Genomic DNA, 15,667 nt, shown 5'->3' on the forward strand with positions numbered 1-15,667 from the left:
TGCCACTTACTATTTTCACAGGCTCCTAGAAATAATCACTCAAGAGTCCAAGAATAAGAACTTTATTTCGGGTGAATTAAGGGTAAATGAGAGCTATTTTAGATATTTACAAAAAGACAAGAGAGGACATGTAGTAGCAAACAAAGCTCCTATTGGGGAACCATTAAAAAAGTACGAAAGGGTATACATCGGTGATGACTAATGCAAAGAACAAAACTTTATTGCTAATTAATCAGGTAAAAAATCAACCTGATAGCATCGTTCTCTGGCTGCTGGTGGGAATACAATGTTTGAATGTTTCTGAATTCAAGATTTTGAATCCCCATTAAAAACTATTCGCAGACAGGAACAACCACATCAATGGCATCGAAAACGTCTGGAACAAGGTAGAGCACCACATGAGACCCCATTCAAAAAAAATCCTATATTTTTAACGAAAATAAGATAATGTTTTAACAACTGTAATCCGCTAAGTCCGTTTAACAGTTGAAAATAGATCAACCTACCTATGGTCTAGTCATCTGGTACAGACCCTTAATCTGTTACCAGAATAATTTGGTTAACAAACTCAAAATCAGATCCTAGCACATCGCGGCAATCAGCAGAACTAGGCAATAGGTAAGCCATACTTCTAATCATCATTTCTTCAATTTGCACAGTGAACTGAGCTAACTCACCTGGAAGCTGCTCATACCTATAAAAATCCCAGCCGGGTATATTTTTCCGATCAGCCCTAAGTCGTATCACAAGGTTATCTGCCTTCCCAACGTAAATTTTTTTACTCATGGAATCCAACAAGAAATATATTACATTTTGAACAATAAGCTCGGTATCCAATTCACACTTAGGCTTCCATTTGCAACCATATATTCTTGACAGTTTCCCACGAACTTCATCATCTATTTCTTTGACTTTTGGAGAAGAAACAATCCGCTTGAACAACTCAGGGAAAATAGGTTTTTGAGAATAATGCTCAGTGAAAATGAACATTTTTAAATCACAATCGAATTCGATATCTAAAAATTCCCAGAATGGTATCTCAGATTCTATTTCACTCTTTCCCCCTTCCCCGCGCAATCTTCTTTCTATATCGCGCATGTATGACATAAGATAAGTTTTCTTTAATTCCGTAGCCAACTCATCGCCAAACCAAAGAGCGGGAACAAGACGCTTAAGGCCAGCCTTGCGGTAAGTTACATTCCCAAGATAATATTTCTCTTTAAATTTAATTTTTACTACTGAGTCAGAAGACTTTATCGACCTTACAGTTCCAAACTGTTCCTCAATACACCACAAATCGCAAACCCAGCCCGGAATTGCCGTTCCACGATGTTCAAACAAGGAAGAATCGACCTTTTTTCGCCACAAAGGAAAATCAATATTAGAACGTTCTGCTTTCATTGTCATAATCGGATGTAAAAGTTATAAAAGGACTAAACATTTCATGAAGGATCTCAATAAGCAGTAATATATGAAAATTGCCCGAAATATACAATAAATCGACCCGCAAAAAATTAACGAATTCAACATTATTTGCAAGTAACAAAAAAAGAAGTGCTAACAATCTTTTTTCAACTCGCAATTGGATTAATGTTTATCTAAACTAAACACGCCTTTAATGAATAAAATCTATAATTTTAAGAACTTAACGACAATAATCCGGATAAAAGGCTAAAAAAATATAAATTTAACGTTGATTAAGCACTAGGTTCAGTGTAGGCATTTTGAATCTGGTGAAAACTCTGAAAGATTCACCAGAATGGCATTTCTTATTTTTTTGCTCAACAGTTCTATATATTTTTAAGAATCATAAATTTAACCAATTAATGGCACATAATATGAGATTTAATTTTGACAAGTCGGCTTTTGGTCGACATGAATCTTTTGGATTAAGATACGGATGGCTGACTAAAGGATTTAATGCATTCCAAGAAGACCCTAGTGTTTTTGAGAACGAGGACGCCACGGTTATCCTTGGAGTCGGTAAAAACATGGTTAAGTCCATCAAAAATTGGCTTTTCTCTGCAAATTTGATTTCTAGAGAAGTGAATGGAATTTGTGCAACTGATATTGGAAAACTTCTTTTTGGAAAAAAAGGATATGATCACTATTTAGAAAATGAAGGCACTATTTGGTTACTGCATTGGCTTTTAGCGACAAATGCTGAATCTTCTACTGTATTCTATTGGTTTTTTAACCTATTCCATAGGACTGAGTTTAAAAATGATGACATTCTAAAGTCCTTAGAACAATTTGTTGAAAGTGATTTAAAAGCAAACTACTCTCATAATACTCTTAAACAAGATATACAAATACTTTTAAGGATGTACTCTCATACTAGGGAAAGTGGCAATAATGAGCATTTAAAAGAGCTAGATTGTCCTCTTTCTAGCCTACAACTTATAGCCTACTATAAAGACGCTAAATCTTACCAATCAAAAATAGAAAAAAGGGATCATATTCCTTTAGGTATATTTGGATATGCGTTGCTAGATGTATTCTCTGCGATGAATTTCAAAGAAATACCTTTAGAAAAGCTCATCTATAACCAAGATGGTTACGCTACCATTGGTTCAATTTTTCGCTTATCTGAAAATGGATTTATTTATCACGTTGAAAAATTAATGGCGGCCATGCCAAATGTTTTTGAATACAGTGAGTCCTCAGGGCTACGACAGCTCTATCTTTTAGATGAGAAAATTTCTAAATACGACCTCCTAAAATGGCATTTTGACCAGTAAAATGACGATGAATATAAATATCGATAGAAACTATACCAGATCTGTAAATATTAGCCGTGATGCAGAATCAAGCTGTCTATCCCGTGAATACATCCCGACAGCTAGATCATTATACACGCTTGACCGCATAGCGAAAACAATTTCCTTTGAAGATACACCACGATCATGGACACTAGTTGGTCCCTATGGAGCAGGAAAATCTTCCTTTGGGTTATTCTTGGCATCATTACTTGGAAATTCTGAAGCCCGGGTTTCCGTTGAAGCAAGAAAACAGCTCGTCTCCGTTTCCCCAGAACATAGCTCGGCTTTTCTGGATAAAACGACAAGTGGAAAGGGGTTCCTAACAATAATTATAACAGGAAGCTCTGAACCTTTTTCAAATAATTTTTTTCGCTCCATGCAGCAAAGCGTGAAAAACTATTGGGCTCCAATCACTGGCCCAAGACCCCAAATATATAAAAGTATTTTAGAAACAAAAACCACACCGACCTCGTCTAAAATAATCTATTTTTTAGAACAATTGAAAATTGAACTATCTCAAAAAGGAAGTAAAGGAATACTAATTCTAGTTGATGAATTGGGTAAATTTCTTGAATACGAAGCCCGTCACAAAACGGATAATGACATTTATCTTCTGCAAGAACTAGCTGAATATGCGCATAAAGGCTCTGAAGTTAATACCTACATTATAACACTCACTCATCAAGCTTTTGATCAATACGTATCCAGTGGGAATAAAAGTCAACAGGAAGAATGGGCCAAAATTCAAGGTAGATATGAAAACATTCCCTACATTGAACCTGTCGACCAAACTCTCAAAATTGTGGCCAAAGCAATACAGTCTACAGCAGACCTTAATAGTGAGCTTACAAACGAAATAAACTCAGCGGTTTCTGCAATTTCTGAAATCAAGGCGCTCCCTATAGGGCTTGATCACGAGGCTGCAAACAAACTTTTTGAGAGCTGCTATCCACTTCATCCTCTTACAGCCATATTACTTCCTCTGCTTTGTCAAAAGGTAGCTCAAAATGAACGAACCCTATTCAGTTTTCTTGGCAGCGATGAGCCTTTTGGATTTAAATACAACCTCCAAAACCATCTAGAAACTGAAGGATTTATATATCCTTGGGCAATCTATGATTATTTTATTGCAAATCAATCTGCCACAATATTTGACCACTTAACACACCGTCGTTGGGCAGAGGTCGTATCAGCCCTTGAAAGGCTCGGGGATGCTCGACCTTCAGAAATAAACTTACTTAAGACTATTGGTCTGATTAATATAATTGGAGCGCACGGAGCTATCAAAGCTTCAGACAATTTACTGCGTGCAGCTTCCCCTCATAATACTCTGAACTACGGACAAGACATCACGGCGCTACAGGGAAAATCACTAATACAATTTAGAAAATTTAATGAAGAATATCGAGTCTGGCAGGGAAGCGATTTTGATATAGAAACAGCAGTAGATGAGGAACTAAGCCAAATTAAAGGATTCGATCTTCCTGCGAATCTAAACTCTCGCAATGTGCTACCAGCAATTGTTGCGAACAGACATTCAATCACAACAGGAACCTTTAGATTCTATTCGGTCTACTTTGCAGACAAACACTCTGCTTCAAAAATTAACAATGATAATTCCCCTAAAATCATCTATTTTCTTACGTCTGATAAAGAATCAAGTTCAAAGGAGTTTACAAAACTAGCTGCTAAACTCGATGATATGACAGTTTTAGCTTTATGCGATAATTATGATGATATTCATAAAGCAGTAAGTAGAGTCATCGCCCTAAGGCGAGTACGCGATAATAGAAATGAATTAAACTCAGACCCCGTATCTTTGCGTGAATTTAAAGACAGCCTAATTGCAGCAAGGGACTATGAAGATTCTCTTCTCATCCAGCTGATTAAAAATCCTGAGCAATACCGTTGGACATGGAAAAATAAAAAATTATTGATCGCAACGACAACAGATTTTCAAAAAAAACTTTCAAACATTCTTTCTGAAGTTTATAATTTATCCCCAACCATTAAGAATGAATTAATTAACAAACAAAATCCATCTGCTCAGGCTTCCACTGGTCGCAATAGGCTCATTGCAGCCATGTTTAAAAATGAAAACCAAGAAAACTTAGGAATTATCAAATACCCCTCCGAAAGAAGTATTTATGATGCAGTCTTAAAAGCAACTGGCTTGCACAAAAAAGCGGGTGACTCCTGGGAATTTGGACCGCCATCAAAAAAAAATGACCGGTACAACATCCTTCCAGTTTGGAATAAAATCCAACACTTCTTAGAAGAAACTGAAGATAAACCCAGACCTTTTACAGATCTTAACTTCGAATTATCAGCACCTCCCTTTGGAATAAAAGAAGGGGTTCTGCCTATCTTATACGCCGCTGCGTACTTATATAATAGATCGGAAATAGCTTTGTATGAAGATGGTAAATACCTGCCATTGCTACAGCCAAGCCGTTACGAACTCTTTATAAAAAGAATGGATCTATTTTCCGTTCAACTCTTCAAGCTTTCAGGGGCAAATGAATCTTTATTCAGACAGTATGGCAAAGCATTTTTTAACGGCAACTCTCCCACGGACCTGCAGGCAATTGCTAGGCCCTTTGCAATGCTTATGCATAATTTACCGGAATATTCAAAAAAAACAGAATCACTACCTCAAAAGGCAATTCAAATACGAAAAGCATACTTTGAAGCCCCATCTCCAGAAGAATTATTCTTCAAGAGACTACCAATCGCCTGTGGATATGAGAACTTAACCACTACCCCTGATCAATTAAGCTTTTTCACCAAAGAACTAATTGAAGCACTACGAGCCCTAAAGTATGTATACCAAGATCTACTTAAAGATCTTCAAGCATCCCTTTGCCAAGCTTTTAAAATAAAGCAGACAGAACCGGAAGACATTCGACATGAATTTCAGAATAGATTTCAGCATGTTGAACGCAACACAGTTAACACTAATAGCATTAAAACATTTATAAAATGTTTGATTGCAAAAAAGAACACAAATGAACAATGGATTGAAAGCGTGTTCTCCTTAGTTGCGCAAAAACCGTGTGCCAAATGGATAGATTCGGATGTAAGCAAAGCTAGTTTCGAATTGTCTAAATATTCTACAAAACTTTTAGATCTTGAAAAACTCTGTTTTAAACAAGCTCAAAATAAAGATAAAAATATTCGGACAATTTTACTTAAAACGGTCGAACCAGGACAAAACGAACTTGATCAAGTTATTTGCATTGATTCCGATACTGAAAGATCGATTGAACTAGTGAAAAAATCTCTCAACAACGCACTATCAAGCTTATCTTCAGATTCACTGAAATTAGCGGTATTAACTGATCTAGTAAATGATCTGTTAAAACAATGCGGAGAAGAATAAAATGACTTCGGAAAAAGCTGTTAGACATATACTAGGAATTTCTGGAGGGAAAGATAGTGCAGCTTTAGCTATCTACCTAAAAGAAAAAGGGATTAACCCCAATATTGAATACTTCTTTTTAGACACAGGAGTGGAGCTACCAGAGGTTTACACCTTTATAGATAAAATGGAAGCTTACTTAGATGCTGAAATCATAAAACTTGGCAGTGAAAATAGCTTTGAAGATCACCTAAAGATGCAAGTTAAAATGTTCCAGCATGAAAACTTTCTTCCGTCACCGATAGCTAGATGGTGCACTAAAGTGATGAAAATACAGCCTCTAGAAAAATTCATGGGGAATGACAACGTTGTTAGCTACATAGGCATTCGTGCGGATGAAAAACGTATTGGATATGTGGCTAAACAAGGAAGTAATGTAACTCCAGTCTATCCATTTAAGGAAGATGGAATCGTGAGAGATGATGTTTTCAGAATATTAAGAGAAACAGTTGGAATACCTGAATACTACAAATGGCGTAGCCGCTCTGGATGTTACTTCTGTTTTTTTCAAAGACGAGATGAATGGATAGGATTGCACGAGCATCATCCTGGCTTATTTAAACAAGCTATGGCCTTTGAAAAAATTGATCCAGAAACAGGTAAAAAATATACTTGGGTTGAAGGCGAAACTTTGAAAGAGCTCCTTGCTCGTAAAGATGAAATTTTAGCAAAAAAACCAGAACATAATCCAAATATTTCCTGGCAAGAGGCTATAATCGAAGATATTGACAATGATGAATATGACGATCAAGCTTGCATGATTTGTAGTTTGTAATTTATTTGTCAGCGAGCAATATTGCAAAGCTTGCCCGCTGACAAAAGTTGCTTAATTATCGAAGTTATCTTTAACCAAATCATCATAAGCAATAGGATATTGCTGCCCCCTAACTTCTTGAAACTCTTTTCTCGCATCCTTAATACTCTGCTTACTTCTTGGGGCAATATGAGCCAATAATATTTTAAAAAGTAGGTTCGAGTTATCTTTTCCAGACAGCATTTTTTTCGGAGGAGCAAAAACCGAAATCCATGGGGCTTGTCCAATTCTCCACTCTAAAAGATTCAACTTTTGCATTGCATCTTCCCATGAAATATCGCCTCCTCCTACTGCGTGAGCTAAGACTTCACAGACTGCATTCTGGACTACTGGCCGCGTAAACGCATGCCCCTCGTATTCCTTATCTTTAGGGGCACGTAATTCTTTTGCAGACGAAACATTCATAAAAAGATTAGCAACATCTCCACAATTCTTCATTAAATCATCAATTTTTATCGATAGCTTGGAATATGCGTTTTCTAAAACTTCGGGTGAAGGTCTTTGAGAATCATTCTTGACTGTTACAGGTAAATCAAATGCTAAACTCTTTAAACATTTATATAATGTCATGATAGAGGTAAAAGAAAATTTATCACTTGGGGAAACACCAGGAGGGGCAATCTTCAACTCCCCGTCACTCCCAGATTTTGTAATAACTTTAACTCGTTGGGATTCTTTAAAAAAAGGATGTTCTTCGAGAAATCTTCTCGTAATAATAGCAATACCATCATCTTCATCCAAGACTATGTTTTCAGATTTACTTGTAATTTTGGCGTTACGATTGATATTAGTAAAAAGCCTTCTCGTTCGGACTCTTCCTTCTGTTGATTCCATATGAGAAACAAGCAAAACACAAATATCTTCACGCCCGAGCTCTGGATTAAGCATTACAGCATCTTTAATAGCCTTCAATCTATGTTGGCCATCTAACGCAAAATAATTCTGCGTACCATCAAAAGTAAGTATTCCAAAATTTCTATCTAACCCCTCTAAAGCATTTTCTCTATCTTCAATTTGTACAGCCATATATTGAGGATCTCCTCCCCAGGCAGCAATAATGAGAGATCCTAGAAAACGATGGTCAGATTTAAGTAAATAGTCTTTAATATCTGCCGTCCTGCTAGTTAGGCCCCTTTGAAGCAATTTGTTGAGCTCACTATTTCCGTTTAACTCATGTGCAAAGTTTACCTGCCGTGCAACCTCAGCATATTTCATCTGACATATGTAATAATTCCAGTCTCCGACTTTTGCCTTAAATGCTGGAATGAATGTTTTATTAGCCATAATTTCTCCTAAAAAGCTGGAACTGGAGGTTTTAATCGCACCTTTGGACATTGCGAATTTAGGGGGGGAGAGAGAAGGTCAATCAACCTACTTTCTAAATACTCTATTGCCTTAACATCTTTAACAACTGTATACCAATAAAACATAGGTCTTAACTGCATATACTTATTAAGCTTATCGCGCCTATTGTCGGGATTATCATCCCATAACAACTCAAACTTATCATTAAAATATTTCTTGTATTCCTGATTATAGCGAGAAGAAAGAGATTTCTCTGCTTTGCCAACATACAAGATCACTTTGGTCCGCTCTATATTATCCTCAAACTTCAATTGAACTAATGGGCTCCATACAAACATATACAACCCGGGAGCATTTGGAAGAAGATTATGAAGGCAACTTGTAGCCTTTTCAGTTTTCCATGTAGTACACTGGTCAATTAAAGTACTAGAGAGCGTTTTACAAAGGTCAAAATTAATTAATTTATCGATTGAACATGACATAGGCAACGTCGGAGCTGCAAAATCTGAGTAATGTTGAATCATTTGTCTAAGTCGTTCGTTATCAAAATCCATAATATTTTTTCCGCATCTACCTGTTAAAACTCAACTGTGAAATACTTTTTTTCTGTCTCATTTTCATTTTTTTGCTTTCACTGCTGAAAAAACTATTCTTAAAACATAAAATAGATCAAATAGGCCTCATCGCCCCTAAAATCACCAAAAAAATCTAGTATATCGATTAATCATAATGTGAATTTGAAGATTAACCAAACACCATTATAAAAGCAATATTATCACAGAATTAATAGGTATTTTGTTTCAAAACTCCACTAACTACTTGACCTTGACGGTACAGAATAAGGGAAGACGTCAACATCCAGGAAAACTCTACTTTCGGGTAACACTAACTTGGGGAGGTTTACACTATCATATCAACCTGCTCCGACTGAAGCTTCAGATAGAAAAATGATTCAAACATTGTGCTTAATAAAACCAGACTGCTCAGCTATTATGAAAAACAAAAAAATAAAACTAGACTCATTAACAAAAACTATCCATCTACAAAAATTAAATCTTTGGTTGGAAGAGCTATCTTTTTAGACACGTTGTCTTTAGTCCAAAACTCTAAATAAGACTTTGTTCCAACTCCAGTTGAATGGACTACGCACTTTTCGATGTACACATTATTAGGAGAACTTGTTTTAGAAAAAGCAATTCTCTGAGCGTCTAATACGGAGTTATATTTAGCATCAACATAAACACTTACATTCTCTTTTCTAATACCTAACAAACTAAAAGTACTGTCTATAAATACCCCAGAAACGGGCAAAGCTAAAAGCGGAAGAGAAATTAGCAAAAGCAGATATTTCCTACTAAAATCCCTAGCAAGTTCTTTTACATCATGAACAAAATAATGATTTAAAAAACAACCTTGAACAACAAACAACCCAATGGATACACTATTATTACCATTTAAAGATAATAATATAGCACCAAGAAGACAACTCAACAAAATACTTATTAAAATAAAAACCTTACCTATAAACCACCCTTGATAAAAGTTCTTGTAATTATCTTTTAACTTTTTATTATGTGAAAAAGAAACAAAAGCTCTAAATAGCCACATACATGCTATATATGAATAAGCTACTCCAAAAAGATACAGTGCACCAAATCCAAAGGAAACACCTAAAAATAAAAACACTTCATCCACAGAAATCCCGACCGGATAATAATGAATAGAGAAGTAGTAGCCCCAAAGAATAAGAATACCTATAGTTAGTACAATCCAATAAAAATTTTTACCTAGTGACACCAATTCATTTGCCCAAGTTTGAAAACCTGTTGAAATAAATGTCTTCTTCGGTGACTTTTCTCCATCCCCTCGAGAACTCTCCATCGTCTTGCCCTCGTTATTCACGCTACACCATACCTATCTTTAAAATTTTAAACTAAATCAAATAACAAAAATAACACCATTTTTACTCAAAAAAAATTGCCACACACACCTTCAGGACATATGGGCAATCAGACCTACGCTCTATCCGTTCACTATTTGATCGTTCTCGCTTCTGGATTGCTGTATTTTTTCGTTATGACTATTACCTTCACTGACAGTCTTCGTAGCATCCAACGCTCCAATCCGCCCCTCAACATCCCGAATCAACCCTAAATACTCACTCTCAGTCTTATAAAAATGCTTACTTGCAAACAGAGCAGACTCAGTTGTTTCAGATTTAATTGGAGTAACTGTCACTTTTACTTGCTTAGGGTTGAACTTCAAACAATCATATTCTATCCCCATCTTCTGCTCAACAGTCTTAGATTCCCCCGACTTAATAGAAGGAGCAAACGAAATTTTTTTATCAAGATAGACCTGTCGCTCACCAGACTTTATAGCAAATCTAAACTGAATAAAGCTGACATCATAAGAACTATCATTTTGTACTACTGCAGTTACGTCAGCCGACTCAATTCTGCCCATTGGCCTTCCCAAAGTATCCATTAACTCATTCAAGTAGTATTCACTCTTAACGACAAGTAATGGTAAAATTTCTTTTGCCTGCTCACGGGCGGCATTACATTTTTGTAGCTCTGCAAGCTCTGATTTATACTCTGTTAACCTTTTTTGGAGCCTGCTAATCTCTGCTTTACGTTCACGCTCTTCGTATTCTTTTAGGACCACAGCGGCATGTTCATTAATATCTTTTGCAGTATAGCCATCAATCCCCTTCAATCGACTAGAGAAAAGAGGGTTACCCCATTTTATCCGTTGCTCCCCAAGAGCATAAAGATCAGAAACACGCACATCTGAGGTTAAACTTGTTATTTCTCCACCTGAAATAATCACGGCAAAGGAATTACGCAAAGTCTCTTTTTCGGAGTCACTAATTTCTTTAACTAAAGTTTCAACTGAAGCTTTAAACTTTGCTTCGGATGACGTATCAAGCGTAGTGTTCCCGCACCCAGTCAAAATAAAAGCAACAATCAACAAAAAGACTATATTTTTCATCATTATGATCACCTGTCGACTCTATATACAACTAAATTATTTACGATTTAAGACATTTACCAATCAGTACTTTTGGTAAGACACTCACCTTGCCAAAATATTCTTACAATTATTAACAAAAACCAATAACCAAAATAATCCTATTTTTAGTCAAAAAAATTGACCCACATACCTTTAAAGTATGCAGGCCAGTTAGATTTACGCTCTATCCATTCGCGACTTGATCGGCATCGGTTCTGGATTGTTGTGTTTTTTCGGCCAGAATTTCGCCTTCAATGACTGCTTTCATAGCCTCCAGCTTGGCGAGACTTGCGGCCTTATCCATTGATCTTTCAACGACCATCAACTTCTTGGTTATTAGCGGTAGATTAACCACTGAAATCTCATCTTGTCTCCGGAACATATGCCCTTCGCCAGTCAGCAACCAATTTGCGTCAATATCGTATTTGTTAATCCAATTTGCAATTGTATCTTGTTTAGGTTGGCGATCACTCCCAAAATACCCAGAAAGAGTAGCCTTAGAGATGCCACCTGCCTTAGCAAATTCCTGATCTTCGACCCTAAGATGATAGATAACATCCTGTAATCTAGACTTAAAATTATTTTTATTCATTAAATTGCAAACTTTTTGTTATTTTTGTTGACTTAGTTTTCATTTTTACAATATATATTAACTCAACAACACACAGTTAATAAATAAACCTTCAACTGATTGAGGTTACATTGATGATTAACCAAACTGGCGACTCAGCGCAAGCATCCTTTACTACTGAAACTATTCCAACACACTTCTTGAGGCGTGCATGGATGGAAAAGATTGGGATTACAAATGTTATGCTTGCAAAACGATTTGATCTAACCCCTGCGAGGGTATCTTCGATTATCCGTGGTGGAGAATGTCCTCAAAAATATATTGATATCCTCCGTGATGAATACGAAATGCCGACAAATATTCTTCCAGACCGCAGCAGAGAAAAAACCGGACCTAAGCCTAAAACTAAATAAATAGAAAGTAGTCGGATGTAGAATACGTTCTCTTTGGTTCATGGTCACGTTAATAGCGGCGTAAATTTCAGGAGTAATCACATGAGCTTCATAGATATAGTTCGAAAAATGGTTCTTGACTCAGATATCGGAGCACGAGCTGTAGCGGAAATGGTTGGCAAAAAATATCATGTTCTCATGAATGAACTAAACTCTGAGAATACTAGCCACAAGCTTGGAGCCGACCTTCTTGAACCATTGATGAAGGCTTGCCGTTCCGATTCTCCTATACACCATCTTGCCGCAAGCATGGGCGGACTTTTCATAAGAATACCTGAAGAGAACTGCTCCAATATAAGTCTGGTTAAAGCCGTCAAAGAATTCGGTGAACTCATAGCTGTTTACGGGCAAGCAATTGAAGAAGGTAAGTTAAGCAGTCATGACAAAAAAAGAATCCGCAAAGAAGGTCAAGAAGCTTTGACAGCAATTCAAGAACTTCTATGCGGATTAGATGGAACTACTGAGCATAATTCTCATGTTTAGTGTGCAACAGCAGAAACTAGCTTCTAATGGAGTAGCCACATGACAAAAGAAGAACTCAAAGAACACCTGTTAAACACATTACCCCCAGTTCTATGCAGACAGGGCGTGGAAAAATATACAGGCGGACTCATCAAGGCCCAAACAATGCGCAGGATGGATTGCGAAGGAACTGGACCTTTAGAAGGACGATTTAAACGTAATCGTAAAGTTTTCTACACCCGCGAACCGTTTGTTGACTGGTTCATAGAGGAATCTAACCCGCTGGTTTAAACCAGCAGTTGAGCGGCATTCCGGCACTGATCATCATGAGTATGAGTGTAGCGCATAGTGGTCTGAATAGTAGCATGGCCCATCATTTTTTGAACAACAGGAAGAGGAACACCCTTGGCGACAAGACGGGAAGCAAAAGTATGACGAAAACAATGAGCACAAAAACGCAACCGGCGATCAGTAACGCCTTTATTCCATCCAAGATGCTTCATCAGAGTTGCGAAGTTTTCTCCGATTTCTTTCCGCATATCACCGGAAGGACCGGGGAACAGCAAGGACTCCATACTAAGCAAATCGGGGATTCTAGTTGCCAGCATCGGCAGTATCTTTTCAGTGATGTACGCAACTCTGCTTCTTCCGGACTTGGGTCCATCGTCAGCACCGGATTCGCCTTTAATAATGATTCTGTTCTCAACAAGATCAATATCCTGTCTGGTAAGAGCAAAAATTTCTCCCATCCGCATGCCGGTATAAAGACTGAGCAAGCTGATATCGTGGCAATCAAGGTATCTCCTTTGAACAGCCATCTCAAAGAAAGCAGTCTCCTCGTCAAGAGAACAGTAGCGGAGTCTCTGGTTATTGACTCTGGGAAACTTAACGCCTTTGACCGGATTAGCCCCATTCAGCCATCCTCTTTGAATGGAGTAATTGCAAATCTGCCGCGTAAGCGCGAGACACTGCACAACCGTTGCCTTGGCAAGCCCCTTCCCTGTCACAGAACTTTTGAGAAGTTCAATATGCTGGAAGGTCAGATCATCAAGGCTGATTTTTCCAATGACCGGCACGAGGTGAAGTTTGAAGCGGGTGCGGTCATGCTTCCAACTCTTCTTATTGTTTCTGGCGTACTCTTCAATGTATGTTTCCCCTGCTTCGGAGAAAGGTTTCCGAGCTTTGCTGGCAACGATTTTAACTCTCTGCTCTTCGGCTTTGATCTCTCTGAATTCTCCGAGAGATTGGGGGCCGACACCAAGTTTGATGTTCGCAGTGACTTCGGATCTGATCTTATGAGCTTTGGCCGGAGACCAGCCTTGGGAAGCCCATCCGAGTCCTTCTTCACGCAGCTTGCCATTAACCTTGTACCGGATCACAAAATACTTATCGAGATGAACTCCATGCCTGCGTGTTTTATGACTGCGAAATCTGACTCCGGTATACTTAGTTGCTTCAAAACTCTTGGTGCTCATTTCTGTCCCACTCCTGTCCCACTTTTTATAGATACACTAATAAACACTAGTGACCGTGAAGACAGGATATTACACTATGAATCTTTTGGATTCAAAGCGGTTAGGAACGTTAAATCACAGATGGCAGTTATTATTTCAACGGGCTTAAAATCCCTCGAGCTTCGGCTTGTGCGGGTTCAAGTCCCGCTCTGGGTACCACGGTTAAATCAAGGGTTTACATGCAATTTAACGATTGCTTGTGGACCCTTTTTTTATGGCGAAAGTTAATTTTGTCCCCACTCTGTCCCCACTTTTACGGCTGAACCGTGCAGAGAGATTGAAAAGATGGATAAGGAGAATATGTGGACATTGGTGATTAATGGATCATAATAAAAAAGATCGCCAAGGAAACCTTGGCGATCTCATCAAATTTCATACTGTTATGCGGGGTGACACCAAACAAACGACTTGGAATCTAAAAATGTTATTTTGGGAACATTTGCCATGTCAATCAGCCTACCAATAGGGCTAGCAAGCGATTGTAACATTTTTTTGAAGATGAAAATTTCAACCATGTTAAAACATCATAAAGGTCCTTATATATTAACAATATTCTTCTTTTATTTATGCTAAAAATATTAAAAGGTGCTGTCGTTAATTTGTAATGCTTTTTCGTCCACTTTCCCCTGCTTCTTGGCCAATAGCATAGTCATCATCAAAAACAATTGAATGTTAGCATGCATTCACCTTAAATATCAATTCAACTATTTTATTTAACAAATTAAGTGGTCGATTTTACTTTATCAAACTAATAATGATTAAAATAAGTCAAGCTACGCAGTTTATCACGTAGACCAGACTCTATCTATTAAAACTTATCATTTTAAATAGTTATCATACACTGATAAATTCATATTCACATCTCAACGGCTCATTTTAAGTAGATTAAAGTTTGCTCTGTATATTCTGTAAACTTTTTTAATTTATCAACTTGATTGCAATTATACTTAAGAGTAATGATTAATTGTATTTCCAGACAGTTGGATATAAAATATGCATACAGTTATATATGATCAAATTCTCAACCACTTAAACTGATATATGAATCCGCAATCCGCAACATTGACGAACAAAAAAATAATAAGAACGCTATATGAATTTAATATAGACAAACAAAAGTTAATAGCAGTAGGCAAAACAACACTTCAAATTGCTAAACATTTGAGAATAAGCATCTGCAAGAGATTATGACGCAGAAGGATATATTAATAAATTTCTTGGAGGGAATCTTGATGACGACTCCTTTGGGTAAAGAGCCCGTATCATAATAATTGCCGAAGACTGAATTAGAGAATATGATAAAGAATGGTTACATGAGCCACTCGGAGACATGACGCCAGTCGAATATGTC

Annotated in this window: 13 protein-coding genes and 1 pseudogene; 6 read left to right on the top strand and 8 right to left on the bottom strand. The window is 37.2% G+C overall.

Annotated features, from left to right (window positions below; translation table 11 throughout):
- Nucleotides 1-534: 534 nt before the first annotated feature.
- Nucleotides 535-1,401, bottom strand: a complete 867-nt coding sequence (locus tag BLT41_RS05980) for a GIY-YIG nuclease family protein (RefSeq protein ID WP_092159293.1) — start codon at nt 1,399-1,401, stop codon at nt 535-537.
- Nucleotides 1,402-1,733: 332 nt separating this feature from the next.
- Here BLT41_RS05980 and BLT41_RS05985 point away from each other — a divergent pair, with 332 nt between their 5' ends.
- From BLT41_RS05985 to BLT41_RS05995, 3 genes are read left to right on the top strand one after another with little or no spacing between them, the layout of a single operon-like run.
- On the top strand, nt 1,734-2,741 hold the full coding sequence (locus BLT41_RS05985) for a DUF4007 family protein (protein WP_092159295.1): 1,008 nt from the start codon (nt 1,734-1,736) through the stop codon (nt 2,739-2,741).
- Nucleotides 2,742-2,748: 7 nt separating this feature from the next.
- The gene (locus BLT41_RS05990) at nt 2,749-6,144 is read left to right on the top strand and encodes a hypothetical protein (protein WP_139167333.1); all 3,396 of its coding nucleotides are present in this window, start codon (nt 2,749-2,751) and stop codon (nt 6,142-6,144) included.
- Between the two features lies 1 nt (nt 6,145).
- On the top strand, nt 6,146-6,958 hold the full coding sequence (locus BLT41_RS05995; protein WP_092159299.1) for a phosphoadenosine phosphosulfate reductase family protein: 813 nt from the start codon (nt 6,146-6,148) through the stop codon (nt 6,956-6,958).
- 51 nt (nt 6,959-7,009) lie between these two features.
- Here BLT41_RS05995 and BLT41_RS06000 read toward each other — a convergent pair whose 3' ends face one another.
- The 6 genes and pseudogenes from BLT41_RS06000 to BLT41_RS17820 all read right to left on the bottom strand — a co-directional run.
- Nucleotides 7,010-8,281: a DNA sulfur modification protein DndB gene (locus BLT41_RS06000; RefSeq protein ID WP_170830314.1), complete on the bottom strand. Its 1,272-nt coding sequence runs from the start codon at nt 8,279-8,281 to the stop codon at nt 7,010-7,012.
- An 8-nt stretch (nt 8,282-8,289) separates the two neighbouring features.
- The gene (locus BLT41_RS06005) at nt 8,290-8,856 is read right to left on the bottom strand and encodes a GIY-YIG nuclease family protein (RefSeq protein ID WP_092159303.1); all 567 of its coding nucleotides are present in this window, start codon (nt 8,854-8,856) and stop codon (nt 8,290-8,292) included.
- A 478-nt stretch (nt 8,857-9,334) separates the two neighbouring features.
- Entirely contained in the window at nt 9,335-10,183 is an 849-nt protein-coding gene (locus BLT41_RS06010) for a hypothetical protein (RefSeq protein WP_092159305.1), read from the bottom strand.
- Between the two features lie 141 nt (nt 10,184-10,324).
- The gene (locus BLT41_RS06015; RefSeq protein WP_092159307.1) at nt 10,325-11,299 is read right to left on the bottom strand and encodes a DUF6694 family lipoprotein; all 975 of its coding nucleotides are present in this window, start codon (nt 11,297-11,299) and stop codon (nt 10,325-10,327) included.
- A 202-nt stretch (nt 11,300-11,501) separates the two neighbouring features.
- Entirely contained in the window at nt 11,502-11,699 is a 198-nt protein-coding gene (locus tag BLT41_RS17630) for a hypothetical protein (protein ID WP_244512204.1), read from the bottom strand.
- Nucleotides 11,700-11,705: 6 nt separating this feature from the next.
- A pseudogene (locus tag BLT41_RS17820) lies at nt 11,706-11,909 on the bottom strand (helix-turn-helix domain-containing protein); the annotation flags it as partial.
- 113 nt (nt 11,910-12,022) lie between these two features.
- Between BLT41_RS17820 and BLT41_RS06025 the strand changes: the two are divergent.
- From BLT41_RS06025 to BLT41_RS06035, 3 genes are all read left to right on the top strand, one after another.
- The gene (locus BLT41_RS06025) at nt 12,023-12,301 is read left to right on the top strand and encodes a helix-turn-helix domain-containing protein (protein WP_092159311.1); all 279 of its coding nucleotides are present in this window, start codon (nt 12,023-12,025) and stop codon (nt 12,299-12,301) included.
- A gap of 81 nt (nt 12,302-12,382) precedes the next feature.
- Nucleotides 12,383-12,823 carry a phage regulatory CII family protein gene (locus BLT41_RS06030; RefSeq protein ID WP_092159313.1) on the top strand — a complete coding sequence of 147 codons (441 nt, stop codon included), beginning with the start codon at nt 12,383-12,385 and terminating at the stop codon, nt 12,821-12,823.
- A gap of 39 nt (nt 12,824-12,862) precedes the next feature.
- Nucleotides 12,863-13,093, top strand: a complete 231-nt coding sequence (locus BLT41_RS06035) for a hypothetical protein (protein WP_092159315.1) — start codon at nt 12,863-12,865, stop codon at nt 13,091-13,093.
- On the opposite strand, the gene BLT41_RS06040 is transcribed toward BLT41_RS06035, so the two are convergent.
- Complete coding sequence (locus BLT41_RS06040) at nt 13,090-14,277, bottom strand: tyrosine-type recombinase/integrase (protein ID WP_092159317.1); 1,188 nt, start codon at nt 14,275-14,277, stop codon at nt 13,090-13,092. The genes BLT41_RS06035 and BLT41_RS06040 overlap by 4 nt on opposite strands.
- Nucleotides 14,278-15,667 lie beyond the last annotated feature (1,390 nt).

The organism is Maridesulfovibrio ferrireducens, assembly GCF_900101105.1.
In the GTDB taxonomy this organism is placed as follows: domain Bacteria; phylum Desulfobacterota; class Desulfovibrionia; order Desulfovibrionales; family Desulfovibrionaceae; genus Maridesulfovibrio; species Maridesulfovibrio ferrireducens.